The sequence below is a fragment of the Acidovorax sp. PRC11 genome, assembly GCF_031844105.1.
Taxonomy (GTDB): domain Bacteria; phylum Pseudomonadota; class Gammaproteobacteria; order Burkholderiales; family Burkholderiaceae_C; genus Paracidovorax.
Map to the genome: position 1 here is coordinate 32,259 of NZ_JAUZUQ010000008.1, position 14,943 is coordinate 47,201.

Consider the following 14,943-nt stretch of genomic DNA (forward strand, 5'->3'; position numbering starts at 1 on the left):
AACCTGGACCCTGTGCGGCGAGGTGCATCGCCAGGGGCAATTGCAACGATGACGGCTCATCGCAATTGAATTACTTCAAAGCGAAGCGGACCGATGCGACGGACTTGCCGCCTTTCGAGACTACTGCGACGGCTTTTGTGCCTGCGGCAAGCTTGAAGCTTCCCGACGCCTCCAGCTTTCCATCCACCGGCAGCAACTCGACGTCCTGCTTTTCTGAGCCTGTCAAAAGCGTTACCTTCGCAGTCATTCCGACAACGTCGGCTGGCTTGCCATGGTCCCGTACGTAAAGCTGCAACTTGGCTGCGCTGGTCACCAGTTCGTAGTCGATGTCTTTTGCCTGTGAAACGATGCCTCCGTGCATTGGTTTTGCGTCATGGTTGTTCGCGGCCATCGCAGTTCCAGAAATGGAAAGGGCCAGCGCGAGAAGGATATGCATTGCTTTCATGGTGTTTCCTGAGTACGTGAAAGAAAAAAATGGGCCCCGCAATTTGCGGAGCCCGAAGGCCCACTTGTCAGTGGGCGGAGGGAACAGGGTGCACGGGCTCTGCCGACACGTCTTCGTCCTTCTCGTCGGGCTTGTGAGCCAGTCGATAGAGGATTGGCAGCACCAACAGAGTGAGCAGAGTGGAGGAAAGAATGCCGCCAATTACCACCGTTGCCAGTGGGCGTTGAACCTCAGCGCCGGTACCTGTTGCAATGGCCATTGGAATGAAGCCCAGAGACGCCACGAGAGCGGTCATAAGCACAGGTCGCAGACGTGTCAACGCTCCATCGCGGATGGCATCGTCCAGCGGAACGCCTTCCTCTCTCAACGTCCGGATGTATGAAATCATCACAAGCCCGTTAAGAACAGCAACGCCTGAAAGCGCGATGAAGCCAACGGCCGCAGAGATCGACATGGGTATGTCGCGAAGCCATAGTGCCAAGATGCCACCAGTTAGCGCGAATGGAATTCCGGTGAAGACCAGCAGCCCGTCTTTGGCATTTCCAAACATTGCGAACAACAGAACGAAGACCAGCAGCAGTGAGACGGGCACCACAATCTGCAGACGCTTGGAGGCAGATTGCAGGTTTTCGAATGTTCCGCCCCAGCTCGTCCAGTAACCCGTGGGTATCTTGATCTGAGCCAGCCCTTGCTCTGCCTCCGCAACGAAAGATCCCACGTCGCGGCCACGCACGTTGGCGCTGACCACTATGCGGCGCTTTCCGTTCTCGCGGCTGACTTGATTGGGGCCAGGGGCGAGTTCGAAAGAAGCGACCTCGGCAAGCGGGATGAAATTGGTCCGTGCTTCGGCAGTGCCCACTGAGCGAGGCAGCGGGATAGGCAGTCGCTTCATGCCTTCCATGTCATTGCGGATCGTTTCGGGCAGGCGCACCAGGATGTCAAATCGCCGATCACCCTCGAACATCGTTCCGGCTTCACGTCCACCGATGGCTGTGGCCACGGTGTCCTGGATGTCGGCCACGTTCAGGCCATAGCGAGCCGCCTTCTGGCGGTCGATATTCACCGTGAGCATCGGCAGCCCGGTTGTCTGCTCGACCTTCACCTCCGATGCCCCTTGGATCTTCTGCAGCATCGAAGAGATCTCTTCTGCCGACTTGTTCAGGACGTCCATGTCGTCCCCGAAGATCTTGACCGCGACGTCGCTACGCACGCCGGAGATAAGTTCGTTGAAGCGCAACTGGATCGGCTGCGAGAACTCGTAGTTGTTGCCGGGAATCTTACCGACCACTTCCTGGATGGCGGTAAGCAGTTCGTCACGAGTCTTGCGCGGCTCGGGCCATTGGTCCATGGGCTTGAGCATGATGTACCCGTCAGAGATGTTCGGCGGCATGGGGTCCGAGGCAATTTCTGCAGTGCCGGTTCTGGCAAATACCCGGTCGATTTCAGGGAACTTCTCTTTCAGCGTCCCTTCGATCTGGCGCTGCATGGCGATAGATTGCGAGAGGCTGGTACCGGGGATTCGCAGCGCCTGGATGGCAAGGTCGCCCTCATTGAGTTGGGGAACGAACTCGCTGCCCATGCGGGTCGCGATCAATCCGCAGAGCACCACGGCCACCGCGGCAATGGAGAGCACCACGGCCTTGGCGGACATGACGCGATCCAGAAGGGGGGCATAGATTCGCTTCGCATGACCGAGAAGGAAGTTTTCCTTCTCGCTGACCCGGTTGCCTATGAACAGTGCGACCGCGGCTGGGATGAAAGTCACCGACAGGGTCATTGCGCCGACAAGTGCCGCGACCACGGTAAACGCCATCGGATGGAACATCTTTCCTTCGACGCCAGTGAGGGCGAAGATCGGCAGGTACACCACCATGATGATGAGCTGACCGAAAAGAAGGGCGCGGCGAGACTCTTTGGACGCCAGAAACACTTCGTGGAAGCGCTCGGCCCGGGTCAGTGGTCGACCATGGTGGGCTTGGGCGTGCGCCAGGCGGCGAACGCAGTTCTCCACGATCACAACCGCTCCGTCAATGATGATGCCGAAGTCCAGCGCTCCAAGGCTCATCAGGTTGGCGCTGACCTTGTAGTTCACCATGCCGGTGAACGTGAAAAGCATCGACAGCGGAATCACCGTTGCCGTGATCACCGCAGCCCGGATATTGCCCAGGAACAGGAAGAGAATCACGATCACCAGGATCGCGCCTTCCATGAGGTTCTTCTTTACCGTACTGATGGCCTTGTCCACCAGGACTGTGCGGTCGTAGACAGTGACCGCGTGCACGCCTTCGGGAAGGCTGCGATTGATTTCCACCATCTTCTTGTCCACGGCTTGTGATACCGTACGGCTGTTCTCGCCGATCAGCATGAACACCGTGCCCAGAACCACCTCACGGCCGTTGTCGGTGGCGGCGCCGGTACGCAGTTCGCGGCCCAGCGCGACCTCGGCAACATCGCGCACGCGCACAGGCACGCCGTTGGCGCTGCTCAATATGACGTTGCCGATGTCCTCGATGGACTTCACCTGGCCAGGCGCACGAATGAGGTACTGCTCGCCACGCTTCTCGATGTAGCCAGCGCCAACGTTTCCATTGTTGCGATCGAGTGCGGTGACGATGTCCTGGAGGGTTACGCCCAAGGACGCGAGCCGTTCGGGAATCGGGGCGATCTGGTACTCCTTGGCAAAGCCGCCAATGGAGTTGATTTCTGTCACACCAGGCACATTGCGCAGTTGCGGCTTGATGATCCAGTCCTGGATTTCACGCAAGTCGGTCGGGGTGTAGGGATTGCCGTCCGGCTTCTTGGCACCGTCCTTGGTCTCAACCGTCCACAGGTAGATTTCGCCCAGGCCAGTGGAGATGGGTCCCAGAGCGGGTGTGATGCCTGCAGGCAACTTGTCCCGTGCTTCCTGGATGCGTTCATTCACCAGTTGGCGAGCGAAGTAGATGTCCGTGCCGTCCTTGAAGATCACTGTGACCTGGGAGAGGCCATAGCGGGACAACGACCTCGTCTGCTCCAGGTTGGGCAGACCCGCCATGACTGTCTCGATGGGGTAGGTGACCCGCTGCTCGGTCTCAAGAGGCGAGTAGCCGGCAGCCTGTGTGTTGATCTGGACCTGGACATTGGTGATGTCCGGAACAGCATCGATGGGAAGTTTCTGGTAGTTGAAGACGCCCAGTGCACCCATCGCAAGGGCAGCGAGCAGCACTAGCCATCGCTGCTCGATCGAGAATCGAATCAGTTTTTCAAACATGTGTGAGGCTCCGTGGTCAGTGCGTGTGCTCGGCGGATGCCTTGCCCAGTTCGGACTTCACGACGAAGCTGCCCGACGCTGCGTAAGGCGTTCCAGGCTTGATGCCCTGAAGGACCTCGATCCGCTTTCCGTCGCTGCGCCCCAACTGCACGGGCTGCGCAATGAAGCCTCCATTGACCTTCAGGAAGACCACGGGTTTCTCGCCAACCGTCTGGACTGCGTCTGCTGCAATCGTCACGGGCACGGTGGCCTCGTCGGCCACGACCTCGACATTCACGAACAGGCCGGGCCGCCATGCTCCCTTGGGGTTGTCCAGCACCACCCGCGCCTTGGCGGTTCGGGTTTGCTCGCCGATGAGTGCGCCCACGAAGGCAACCGTACCCGTCGCTGAAGCGTCGAACGCGGTGGCCTTGATGGTGACCTTCTCGCCGACTCGCACGAGAGGCAGATCCTTGGCTGGAACATTGATTTCAGCCCACACCTGGGTCAGGTCAGAAATCGTGAACACAGCGGCGTCTTCCTTGACGGCTTCGCCGAGGCTCAGGTGCTTCTCGATGACGATTCCATCGAAGGGAGCACGCAGTTCGAGCCGGTTCAGGCCCGAAGCGGACGAGGAAGAGAGGCCCAGTGCGCCCAGCTTCTGGTTGGCGTTGGCGACGGCCACTTCTGCCTCGTTGAGCGCCTGCTTGGCCTGCAGGTAGTCCTGCTCTGCAGAGACTTTCTGTTCCCAGAGCTTCTTTTCCCGCTCGTAGGTTGTCTTTGCCAGCGCCATGCGCTTCTGGGCTGTCTGCAGTTCGCTTCGTTGTTCCGACGCCGTGGGACTGGCGATGGCGGCCAGCACCTGCCCCTTCTTGACGACCTGGCCCAAGCTGGCATTGACACTCTCGACCACGCCGGCAAGACGTGGGACTACGTGCGAGGTTCGATCTTCGTTGAGGCGAATCTCGCCAGGCAACAGCAGCGCGGACTTGATGCTCGCGGCGGATGCCGAGTCAACACCAATGGCTGCCGCCTTGATCTGGGCATCGGTCAGCTCTACCTTGCCTTCTTCTTTGCTCATCACGAACATGAAAGGCTCATTGCCCTTCTGCGCAATGATCTCGATGTCAAAGGCATGCGGCTCTGCCACATTCTCGCGGCTCACCCATCCATCCTTTTCCTGGATGAACGAGAGCGTCTGCTTTTCGCCGGTAGGCCGGGTGACCGTTGCGGCGACAGTGGCGGCGCTCTGTGGCAGCGACTTATCCTTGTCGAACATCCAGATGCGAAGACGTGGCTCACCACCGTCTTCTGCGAGCAGGGCTTCCAGGCCGAAGTCTCCCTCCTTGAAGAGGCTGCCACCGTTCGCACCCTTGGACTCACTCTTCTCGTGGTGTTCTCCGTCGGCGTGGCCCTTGTCGTCATCGTGGCCCTTACCGTCGGCTTTTCCGTGATGCTCGCCATCGCCGTGCCCCTTGGCTTCAGTGTGGGTGCCATGGCCGTGGCCGTCTCCCTCACCTGCCGCCGCCTTGGTCTTGCCCCCCTGCAGGATGAGGGCGCCAGCACCGACGCCCATCGCGATGACGACGGCGATGGCAATCAGGTGCTTCTTGCTGATGCTTGATTTGATGGAGTTCATGGTTGATCTCAGTTTTGCTGGTTGGTCGGTGCATTGGGAGTCGGACCGCCCAGCAAGCGGTCGATCTCCGCGGCTGCGCGGTGGGCTTCGGCCAACGCCTTGAGGTATTGCGACTTGGCGGTGAAATACGTGCGCTGTGCGTCAAGAACTTCGAGGAAGTTGAACTTGCCGTTCTCAAACCCAACGGTTGCGGCGTCGTAGGCCGACTTGGAGCCGGGGAGCACGTCACCTCGCAGTGCCTGTACTTCGGTGGCGATCGTGGAAAGCCGATCGTGGGCTTGAGTCACCTCGCTGTGCAGACGCACGGTGGTGGCTTGCAGTTCGTCCCTGGCTTTGTCTTCGAGCTTCAGGGCCTCCAGCAGGTTGCCTTGGTTGCGGTCGAAGACCTGGAGAGGTACCGACACTCCGAGCAGGAGCATGTTGCGCTGCGTCTCGTTGCTGCGCTGCATACCTGCGCTCACAGTGACGTCTGGCACGCGTTTGCTTTGCTCCACCTCGGTCAAGGCTCTGCGTCGGTCCACTTCTACCCTGGCCACAACAATGGCTGGAGATGATGCGACCAGGGATTGCAGTGCAGCGAGATCCGGGACGGCTGGAAGGCTCTCGGCTTCGCCTTCCAGCTGGAGGGCGGCCGCGGTGGTTCGACCCAACAGTGCATACAGGCGGGTCAGCGCATTGCGTTCTTCGCTCGCCGCCTGAGTCAGTTCCACCCGTATGCCGGCCTCCGCAACGCGTGCCTTCGTCTCCTCGACTGGGGAGACCTTGCCTGCAGCGACACGTTTGGCGACGGTATCCGTGGATGACTTGGCAAGCGCTGCGCTGTCCTTTGCCAGTGCCAGCCGCTCTTGGGCTGTCAGCGCGTCAAAGTAGGCGGCAACCACATTGGCGCGCACAGTGGACTTCACCTCGGCGAGCTGGGCTTGTGCCTGCTCCCGGGCCCTTTCCGCGGCTTTGGTCCGTGCGGCCCGCTTCCCGCCGAGTTCAATCGGAAGGTTGAGTTGCCAGCTTTGCGTGCGAGTTTTCGAGCGTGTGTCTTCGAGCGAGTACGCGAACTCTGGGTTTGGGCGCGCGCGTCCTTGAATGACTTGCCCTTCCGCCGCCTCAACCTGGCGCGTGGCCGCAGCAACGTCTGCATTTCCCTCCAGCGCCAAGTCGATGGCCCTGGCCAACGACATCGGAGCAGCGGACGATGCCGAGGCGCTGTGAACAACTACCGGCTGGCTTCCTACGGCGCCCGAAGACACGCCCTGGGCGAGCGCGATTGATCCAGCCGCAAACAACGTGGCTGCAACGATCGTTGTGACCGCAAAATTCTTCCGGCCGGGCGCAGCGACCAGACCATTTGAAATATGAATTCCCTTGAACATCCGATTCTCCAGTGACCTTGAAACACGAGGAAATCGGCGGTACGGCACTGACAAAGATGCCTGGCTGTTCAAGTCCATTTCGGCCACGACGCGCGCGGCGATACCGCCTTATCGAAGGCGGATGAAAAATGGATCGAGTAAGAAGCCCCGCCGACTAGGCGAGGGAGGGCCACTGAGGGCGATCGGGCGGGATAGGGCTGATGCCAGCTAACCGTGACAAGACCGGAGCATTCATGCCGCTGCCGCGATTGGCAGGCATTTTGGCAACTGGCACGTGGACTGCACCGAGTCCAAGGCCATGGCATGAGCGGCAATCGGGGTCGAACTTATCGAGGTTCTTTTCGCCTGCCTTGGTTTTGCCGCCAGAGGCACCTGAATCATGCTGGTGTTCGTGGTGACCTACATGCTGCACGGTAGAGGCGGACGTAGATCGCTCATGCTGGCAATACGTAGCTACCGCTGCCCAGCTGAACTGGAGCGGTAGCAATACGAGCATCAAAGCGACGACCCAGCGACTCATTTTTTTAGTCTAGCATGGCAGCCAGTCAGCGCCTTAAAGACTTTGGGAGTGGCCCGTGAAGCCACGCTCAGTGGCAACGTCAGTGTGGCTACCACGGTAGAGGCCAGGAAATACTTCCTTCACCGAGCGGCCGTCTTCGCCGTTTGCCATCATCTCGCCGTGGAAGATTGCTTCCTCCAGTTCGTGGCGAACCTCGTCTCGCGTCTTGGCCTGTGCGGTCACTGCCTGCGATGGATAGCTGCCGGGTGCAATTTCGTTGAGCTTGGCACCGGACTCACCGGCGGCCAGAATTTCTCCTGTCCGCATCGCCTGGTTCAGTTCCTGAGCCACTTGCGAGCGTGTCTTTGAGACAGTGGCTGCGGGGGCTGGGTAAGCACGCGGATTGATTTCTCGCAACGTCATGCTTGCCTCGCCGCGGGACAACATCTCGCCGCTACGCATCGCCTGCGAGAGTTCTGCGCGAACCTGTTCACGGGTCAGAGGTGCCGACTGGTCGGCAGCGAATGCGGGTGCGGCGCCCAACGAGAGGATCAGCAGTGCGGTCTTGAAGTTCATGATGGTTACCGCAAGCTCACCCTGGACATGCGCGACCTGGGAGAGCACTGCGGCAAACACCGCGTGGCTCGATTGCTCAAGCTCGAAGGGCTGCGCTCCCAGACTGGCTATCGCCGCCGCCCCGGCATGCGTGGCGGCAAGCCTGCTGTCGTGGCGCCCAACCATTTGCAGCGCCAGTTCACTGTGGCTCAGCCCAATCAGTCCTGGGTGACCGACATCACCTACATCCGCACCCACGAGGGTTGGCTGTACCTGGCCGTGGTAGTTGACCTGTTCTCACGTCAGGTGGTTGGCTGGTCAATGGGCAGCCGCATCGACACCGGGCTGGTGCTTGATGCGCTGCTGATGGCCTTGTGGCGTCGGCAGCCCAAGGCGCCGGTCACGGTGCATTCGGATCAGGGCAGTCAGTTCACCGGCCACGACTGGCAGGGCTTCCTGCGCGACCACAACCTGATCTCCAGCATGAGCCGTCGCGGCAACTGCCACGACAACGCCGTGGCCGAGAGCTTCTTCCAGTTGCTCAAGCGCGAGCGCATTCGCCGCCAGATCTACCCGACCCGCGACGACGCAAGAGCCGATGTTTTCAGCTACATCGAGATGTTCTACAACCCCAAGCGGCGCCACGGCACTGCCGGAGATACTTCACCGGTAGAGTTCGAACGACGCCATTCCCAACGGCTCACGAGTGTCTAGGGAATCCGGGGCGATTCAGCTGAGAGTTTGCAGATCCATCCTATGACGCTGATCGCGACAGCGTATTGCCAAGGTTTGGAGCTGAGGGTGTGCAGAATTTTGTGTAAACGGACAATCCACCGCCGGCGTAAGCCGGCCTGTCCGTAAGCACAATGAACACCAAGAAACACGACGTACCCGAAGAACTGCTGTCTGGCCTGCTGGCCAACTACAAGAAGCCCGAAGACCTCATCGGCGAGAACGGTCTGCTCAAGCAACTGACCAAGCTGCTGGTCGAGCGAGCCCTGGACGCTGAGCTGACTGAGCACCTGGGCCATGAACGCAACGAGGCGGTGGCCAAGGGCTTCCCTGACGCCATTGAGGCCGTCTTTCCCAAGGCGGTGGTGCAACTATGCATCGTTCACATGGTGCGCCACAGCCTGAACTACGTCTCATGGAAGCGCCGCAAAGAGGTGGCGGCCGACCTGCGCCGCATCTACACGGCCACCACCGCCGAAGAGGCCGAGCTGATGCTCGGTGAATTCGAGGCCCGCTGGGATGCCGAGTACCTGCCCATCGGCCAGTCCTGGCGCAGGAACTGGAGCCGCTTGACCCCGTTCTTTGACTACCCGCCGGAAATCCGCAAGGTCATCTACACCACCAATGCCATCGAGTCGGTGAACATGAGCCTGAGGAAGCTGACCAAGAACCGGGGCTCGTTCCCCAGCGACGAGGCGCTGACCAAGCTGTTCTACCTGGCGCTGCGCAACATCAGCCAGAAGTGGACCATGCCCATCCGGGATTGGAAGGCCGCGCTGACCCGCTTTACCATTCAGTTCGGAGACCGCATCTCCGTCAATTGAAGTCCGACCCGTTTACACAAAAATTCGGACACGCCCGAGAGATTCAGATCGACTAACGACTAGCCAACTCCCTGCCTTTGCTTACGAGTACGCACCAGATTGGGCTCGCGAGAGCAAGCTCCTCGCTACCTCCAGGCCATCGGGCTCATTGAGCACATCGATAGGTCTCCGATTTCCCAATGCTGGGACCACACCGGTAAGCCAACGGTCAAGCCACGCTCTTGCATCAAAACCGGCTATTTCTCCTGACTCTGCGAGCATGCCGTCAAACCCTCATAGTTTCTAGAGGCATGCAGTTGGCAGGGGAAAAGGCCCCTTGCATGCAGGCTCCCAGTTCACACACTACGTTAAGTCGCTTCGCATCAGCTATAGGCAGTTTCGCGGCGACTAGACGCCAGTGGCGCAGCGCGGCAGCAAGCGATCAGCTAAGGCGCAATTAAACTGTATTTAAAAGCAGACTGTATGTTTATACTGCGCTACTGGTAGTGTATTGACACTGGTTGAGACCCATATATAGTGTTTCTTAGCACTCGCCATCGCGGAGTGCTAGAAACAACCAGTTATCCCCAATGCCCCACAATGTGCGCAAGCCCTTTCAGATTCTCGCCCTCTCTGGTGGAGGCTTCCGAGGGCTGTACACCGCAAAAGTCATAGCGGATGTGGAGAAAGAGATCGAAGCGCCGCTTGCATCGCGTTTCGATCTGATCACAGGTACTTCAATCGGTGGGATCCTGGCGTTGGCACTTGCCCTCGAGATTCCGGCGCAAGATATCGTAGACCTGTTTGTCGACCACGGGGAGGAGATTTTCGACAAGCGCTGGTCACTCTTCGGATTCTGGCGGTCGCCTTATTCACCGGAGCCGCTGAAGAAGCTACTTTCTAACTCCAAGCTATTTGGCGACCGGCTGTTGGGTGCATGCAAACACCCTGTCATCATCCCGAGTCTGAATTACTCTACCGGTGAACCGGTAGTTTTCAAGACGCCGCATCATGTCGATTTCAAGCGGGACCGCCATTTCACCATCGTAGACGTCGCGATGGCCACCAGCGCAGCCGCGGCGTACTTCCCAAGACACTGCTTCAACAACAGCCAGTACGTCGATGGCGGCTTATACGCCAATGCCCCCGGGCTCCTTGGTTTGCATGAGGCCCACAAGTTCTTCGGCCAGGACATCGACAACGTCCGCCTGATGGCGGTCGGCACGATGTCGTCACGCTTCACTGTGGACCCCAGGCAAGACCGGGAAGGTGGGGTCCGAGACTGGGGCGGCGGGTGGCCGATCAAGATGTCCCGGCGTCTCTTCGGCCTCTCCATTTCGGCGCAGGAGGTCTTGAGCGATTTCATGCTGACGCACCGCCTGGGAAAACACTACTGTCATGTAGACGACGAACTTCACGACGAACGTGCCCGTGCTGTCGCATTGGACATTGCAGACAAAAACGCCCGCGAGGTTCTGCTGAGCGCAGCTACCCAACGCTCCAAAGTTTGCATCAGCAAGCCGGAATTCCAAACCTTTTTGGAGCACTCGCCCTCCAAACCGGTCTTCTTCCACGGCGAGAACGCAAGCACCTGAGGCCCTAGAAAACATGCTCAAACTCAACCGCCTGCTCTTCGCTACCGCCGAAGAAGTTTTCATCAACAGTATCGAACCTACCAAGGACCAGCGCCGGGTACTGGTTGAAGCCAAGAACGAGATACGCGATCACTTGCGGCCACGAATCCGAGAAGCGACGATCAAGGCGCTGGGCATGGACAAGGCCGTCACCCCGCGTTTCCGGACACAAGGCTCGTGGTCGTACCAAACCTGCGTGCAGCCAGCCTGGCATCCGCCCCAGGAAATGGACTGGGACTTCGGTGTCTACCTGCCAGTGTCTTTGTGGGAGGAAAGTGGGCCTCCGCACGCCATGGCCCAGCTCTACTTCAAACTGGTCGAAGGCCTCTTGAAGGATCTTTGCAAAGAAAAGGGCTGGAAGCTGTACAGCGGCAAGGACACATGCATTCGGGTGCAGATAAATGCCTGGGCGCATATCGATATCCCGTTGTACGCGGCGCCGGAAGCACAGTTTGCGCAAATCGTCGAGAAACGCGTGTTCGATGCGGCCGCTAAATCGGACGCACGTGAAGCGCTCGCCGCAGAATTTGCAGAAGAGGATTTCACCCTGCAGCAGTGGGAGGACATGGTCGACATCATGATGGCGACGCGCTCGGGCGAATGGAAACCGTCGGACCCCGAAGAGGTATCTCGGTGGTTCCTTGACCGTGTCGAGGAGCACACCGAGCAACTGCGGCGCGTGTGCCGTTACCTGAAGGCCTGGCGTGACCTGCACTGGAAGGCCGGCGACGGCCCCACTTCAGTGTGCATCATGATCGCCGTGGCGCAAGCCTTCGAACCCAAGCGTGGGCGCGATGACGTGGCGCTCGAGAGATCCGCGCGGGCGTTGTCGATCGCGCTGAAGGGCAACGTGCACGAGCCCGCTATCGCAGAAGGCAAGGAAGATTTCAACAAGCGCCTGGATGCCAATGGCCGCCAACACGCATCGACCCTTGCTGCAACACTGGCTTCCCAGATCCAGGCAGCCAGAATGAAAGCATCGCACTTGGCAGGTGACGCGATCGATATCCTCCGAGCACAGTTGGGCAGCCGCTTGCCCTACCGGACGGACCTGGTTGAGCCGGACAGCGGCGACGACGTCGTCCGGCTGGTCGGCGCAGATCGGGTATCTCGCCCAGTAGTGAATTCGACAAGCGCAGGCTGAGCAATGCCGGAGGCTGCGGCATCGCTCCTTGGCGAGGCGCTCCGACTGCTGAGGTCGCGCGGCTTCACGCCCAGCGGCTATCGGCGAGGCACGCGGTCATTCGATGGAGCACTTCCGTGCAAGGGCGGGCCGATCAAGGTTAGGCTCAGCGTCACCGACTGGGACTTTCTGACCTACCCCTCGATCAGGATCCTCGATCACCTCGATGTCCTGCCGCCCCTATCGCCGCACGTGTATGCATCGGGAGGTCTGTGCTACTTTGCCTCTGGCGCAGTGGTGTTGGACCGGTTCGATCCGGCAGAATCGATTGCGCAGTGCCTGGACCAGGCGCAACTCGTGCTGGATCGCATCCGGCATGACCCTGATTTCAGGCACGACGACATCCAGGACGAATTCCTGCAGCACTGGTCCCACGGCGAATCCTCATCCGTCTATTCGGTGCTGATCGGGAACGTTGACCGAACGACCCAGTCGTCGAACTACTGGTTCTTGAACATTGCAGGTGCTTCGCACGCCGTTGTCGCCGATAACAAGGAGGAAGTCGAAGCGCTTGCCTTGGCGTTAGGGGCCCAACCTCCCAAAGAGACGAAGTGTCCGTGCTGGCTGTTCGCAACGCAGACGCGGCCTGCGGTACCGAAAGCAATTCCGGCGACCATCAAAGAGCTATTCGCGTGGCTCCAGGCATGGGATCACCGGCTGTACCAGCAACTTCAACGCGTGCTCGAACGCGAGACGCAGTATCTCAAGTACTCCATCGCAACGTTCGCCATCCACACACCGCTGGGGTGGCTAGGGTTCGGTTTCGATCTGGATCCGCTACATCGGCTTGGCGCTGCCAGGAAGCCTAGGCTCTATCGCCAATTTCTCCACACGAGAGGGGGAACGAGCAAGATCAGCAGGCTGGCGATCACCGAGTTCGGCCCGGACTTCGTCCACAGCCGCAATCTGACGTTCCCCGACCTGAAAGGAAAGAAGATCACCGTAGTCGGCTGCGGTGCCATCGGCTCGCATGTTGCACCGGGTCTGGTGCGGCTGGGCGCCGGCACGGGGGCAGGATGTCTGGACCTTGTGGACTACGATGACATGAAGCCGGAGAACCTTGGCCGGCATGTGCTGGGCTACCCTGCGCTCTTCAAGAGCAAAGCCGAAGCATTGGCCGAAGAGCTCAAGCGACAGTTCCCATTCGCAAAAATCCGGGCGCGCGTCCGCAGTGTCAAGGGACGGACTCCCAGACCTCTTCGATGCGGATCTGGTGATTGATGCAACTGGCGAGGAGATTGTGAGCGAGATGATCAACGCCATGCGCCTGGACAAAGGCACTGAAGTACCGGTGCTCCACGTACGGATCCGGGGGAACGGGGAATGCGTCCAGACTTTCTGGGCGGAGGGGCGCCGCCTCGGATGCTTCCGATGCCTGTTGCAGGCTGAGCACAAGCACTATCGGCAGGAGCGCTTCCCGGTCCTGAAAGAGCTGCCCACGCGCAAACAGCTGGGCTGCAATGGCTTCACGCCGTACGCGGTCAGCGCACCGATGGCTGCGGCGGCGCTGTGCTTGGAAGTTGTAGTCGACTGGCTTCAATACGGACGGGCAAGCCCGCGATTCCGAACCAGCGCGATGGCCAATGCGAACGTCTACGGCGTCAAAAATCAGGACGTCTCTCGATTGGCTGCCTGCCCCGCTTGCGGGCCTCGTGATGCTCAAGCCACTGCCATTCGGCCGTAATGGCGCGATGCTGCTCATTGAGCCGCAATTATTGGAGCGGCTATTGGGCCTCAGGCAGCTGACGGCGTCCGCACCCGAGGCTGGCGGCATTCTGATGGGCTACCGCCGCGGCCCCCACACCCACGTGACAGAAGCTACCTTCCCGACGGTGGCAGATGTTCAGCGGCGTTTCGGATTCTTCCGTCATGCCACACATCACCAGCGGGTGGCGCGGCGTCGTTGGAAAGAAAGCGGCGAGACAATAGACTACGTCGGCGAATGGCACACGCACCCTGAAGACGTCCCCTTGCCATCAGGCGTCGACCTCAAGCACTGGCAGGACATTGCGCAGGGGGTTTCTAAACCGATGGTCTTCTTGATCGTCGGCCGAGTGTCTAACTGGTGCGGAGTTGGTATGGGGGCAGAATTGACATGCGTCTCCGACATGTAGGCCTCAATTCAAATCGCTGACCAATCAAAGATTGCCCCCCTGCAAACGGATCCATATTGGTGATCGTTTTTACAGCGTGCGTCGGAACTCGAAATGACCGCCGGATTCACGACTGGTGAAATAGTTGCCGCTGAGGCGATCATAGGTGGCGACATCGACGACCAAGGACGCGGCTCCCTGGTACACCATGTTCTGCCCGGGCGATTGATACTTTTCCCTCACCTCGTAGATGTAGTGGAGCAAGGGCCGCGCGGATTCCGGATCTTTCTTGACTGAAAGCGCTATGGTGCGCGACTCAGATCGTGGGGCATCCATCTCAATAGAAAGCGTGAAAAAATTCTGTTTGATCGACACGGTACCCAGTGCACGACCAGTTTTTCCATCCTTTACCCAGTCAATGGATGCAGCCCAGGTTCCGTTGAGATCGGGATAGAGCCATTGATTGAGACGGGGCACTTTTTCCCATATCCAGCGCCAACCAACGTAGACGAAGAACAGTAGTCCGAGATCGATCACTACCGCACCGCTAAACACGCGAAGGAAGCTGACCTCAATACCTAGCCGTTCCATTCCAAGCGCCACAAGAAAAGCCAGCAGCGCATACAGTCCAGCTAGCATCGAAATCACTTTTGTCATCGGAAGAAGGCTAAACATCACGCCACCTTTCCGTGCTCAAAAACTATCGGGCCATATTGCTTCGACACAACTCCCGTGCAAATCACGCCCTCAAGGCAAGACCCGAA

At 59.4% G+C, this 14,943-nt stretch carries 14 protein-coding genes and 1 pseudogene; 7 read left to right on the forward strand and 8 right to left on the reverse strand.

Annotated features, from left to right (window positions below; genetic code table 11):
• Positions 1-70: 70 nt before the first annotated feature.
• The 6 genes from Q9R47_RS11040 to Q9R47_RS11060 form a co-directional block, all read right to left on the reverse strand.
• Complete coding sequence (locus Q9R47_RS11040) at positions 71-445, reverse strand: hypothetical protein (RefSeq protein ID WP_060984175.1); 375 nt, start codon at positions 443-445, stop codon at positions 71-73.
• A 67-nt stretch (positions 446-512) separates the two neighbouring features.
• Positions 513-3,695, reverse strand: a complete 3,183-nt coding sequence (locus tag Q9R47_RS11045; RefSeq protein WP_311233247.1) for a CusA/CzcA family heavy metal efflux RND transporter — start codon at positions 3,693-3,695, stop codon at positions 513-515.
• 16 nt (positions 3,696-3,711) lie between these two features.
• A complete protein-coding gene (locus Q9R47_RS11050) occupies positions 3,712-5,313 on the reverse strand; it encodes an efflux RND transporter periplasmic adaptor subunit (protein WP_311233248.1) in 1,602 nt (533 codons plus the stop codon).
• A gap of 8 nt (positions 5,314-5,321) precedes the next feature.
• The gene (locus tag Q9R47_RS11055; RefSeq protein WP_060985309.1) at positions 5,322-6,680 is read right to left on the reverse strand and encodes a TolC family protein; all 1,359 of its coding nucleotides are present in this window, start codon (positions 6,678-6,680) and stop codon (positions 5,322-5,324) included.
• A 154-nt stretch (positions 6,681-6,834) separates the two neighbouring features.
• The gene (czcI, locus tag Q9R47_RS24305) at positions 6,835-7,200 is read right to left on the reverse strand and encodes a cation efflux protein, CzcI family (protein WP_404977128.1); all 366 of its coding nucleotides are present in this window, start codon (positions 7,198-7,200) and stop codon (positions 6,835-6,837) included.
• A 33-nt stretch (positions 7,201-7,233) separates the two neighbouring features.
• On the reverse strand, positions 7,234-7,755 hold the full coding sequence (locus tag Q9R47_RS11060) for a DUF4148 domain-containing protein (RefSeq protein ID WP_060985308.1): 522 nt from the start codon (positions 7,753-7,755) through the stop codon (positions 7,234-7,236).
• Positions 7,756-7,758: 3 nt separating this feature from the next.
• Here Q9R47_RS11060 and Q9R47_RS11065 point away from each other — a divergent pair.
• Together Q9R47_RS11065 and Q9R47_RS11070 are read left to right on the forward strand one after the other, a co-directional pair.
• A pseudogene (locus tag Q9R47_RS11065) lies at positions 7,759-8,448 on the forward strand (IS3 family transposase); the annotation flags it as partial.
• A gap of 152 nt (positions 8,449-8,600) precedes the next feature.
• Positions 8,601-9,290 carry a transposase gene (locus Q9R47_RS11070; protein ID WP_311233249.1) on the forward strand — a complete coding sequence of 230 codons (690 nt, stop codon included), beginning with the start codon at positions 8,601-8,603 and terminating at the stop codon, positions 9,288-9,290.
• A gap of 81 nt (positions 9,291-9,371) precedes the next feature.
• On the opposite strand, the gene Q9R47_RS11075 is transcribed toward Q9R47_RS11070, so the two are convergent.
• A complete protein-coding gene (locus Q9R47_RS11075; RefSeq protein ID WP_311233250.1) occupies positions 9,372-9,551 on the reverse strand; it encodes an antitoxin Xre/MbcA/ParS toxin-binding domain-containing protein in 180 nt (59 codons plus the stop codon).
• Positions 9,552-9,859: 308 nt separating this feature from the next.
• On the opposite strand from Q9R47_RS11075, the gene Q9R47_RS11080 reads away from it, so the two are divergent.
• The 5 genes from Q9R47_RS11080 to Q9R47_RS11100 are packed head-to-tail and all read left to right on the forward strand — an operon-like array spanning position 9,860 to position 14,200.
• Positions 9,860-10,864: a CBASS cGAMP-activated phospholipase gene (locus tag Q9R47_RS11080; protein ID WP_311233251.1), complete on the forward strand. Its 1,005-nt coding sequence runs from the start codon at positions 9,860-9,862 to the stop codon at positions 10,862-10,864.
• 13 nt (positions 10,865-10,877) lie between these two features.
• Positions 10,878-12,047 (forward strand): CBASS cGAMP synthase, encoded by a 1,170-nt coding sequence (locus Q9R47_RS11085; protein ID WP_311233252.1) that lies wholly within the window; start codon positions 10,878-10,880, stop codon positions 12,045-12,047.
• Positions 12,048-12,050: 3 nt separating this feature from the next.
• Entirely contained in the window at positions 12,051-13,307 is a 1,257-nt protein-coding gene (locus Q9R47_RS11090; RefSeq protein ID WP_311233253.1) for a ThiF family adenylyltransferase, read from the forward strand.
• A 19-nt stretch (positions 13,308-13,326) separates the two neighbouring features.
• Positions 13,327-13,770: a hypothetical protein gene (locus Q9R47_RS11095; protein ID WP_311233254.1), complete on the forward strand. Its 444-nt coding sequence runs from the start codon at positions 13,327-13,329 to the stop codon at positions 13,768-13,770.
• Positions 13,742-14,200, forward strand: coding sequence for a Mov34/MPN/PAD-1 family protein (locus Q9R47_RS11100; protein WP_311233255.1), 459 nt, complete (start codon positions 13,742-13,744; stop codon positions 14,198-14,200). The genes Q9R47_RS11095 and Q9R47_RS11100 overlap by 29 nt, the downstream gene beginning before the upstream one ends.
• A 69-nt stretch (positions 14,201-14,269) precedes the next feature.
• Here Q9R47_RS11100 and Q9R47_RS11105 read toward each other — a convergent pair whose 3' ends face one another.
• Positions 14,270-14,854 (reverse strand): hypothetical protein, encoded by a 585-nt coding sequence (locus Q9R47_RS11105; protein ID WP_311233256.1) that lies wholly within the window; start codon positions 14,852-14,854, stop codon positions 14,270-14,272.
• Positions 14,855-14,943 lie beyond the last annotated feature (89 nt).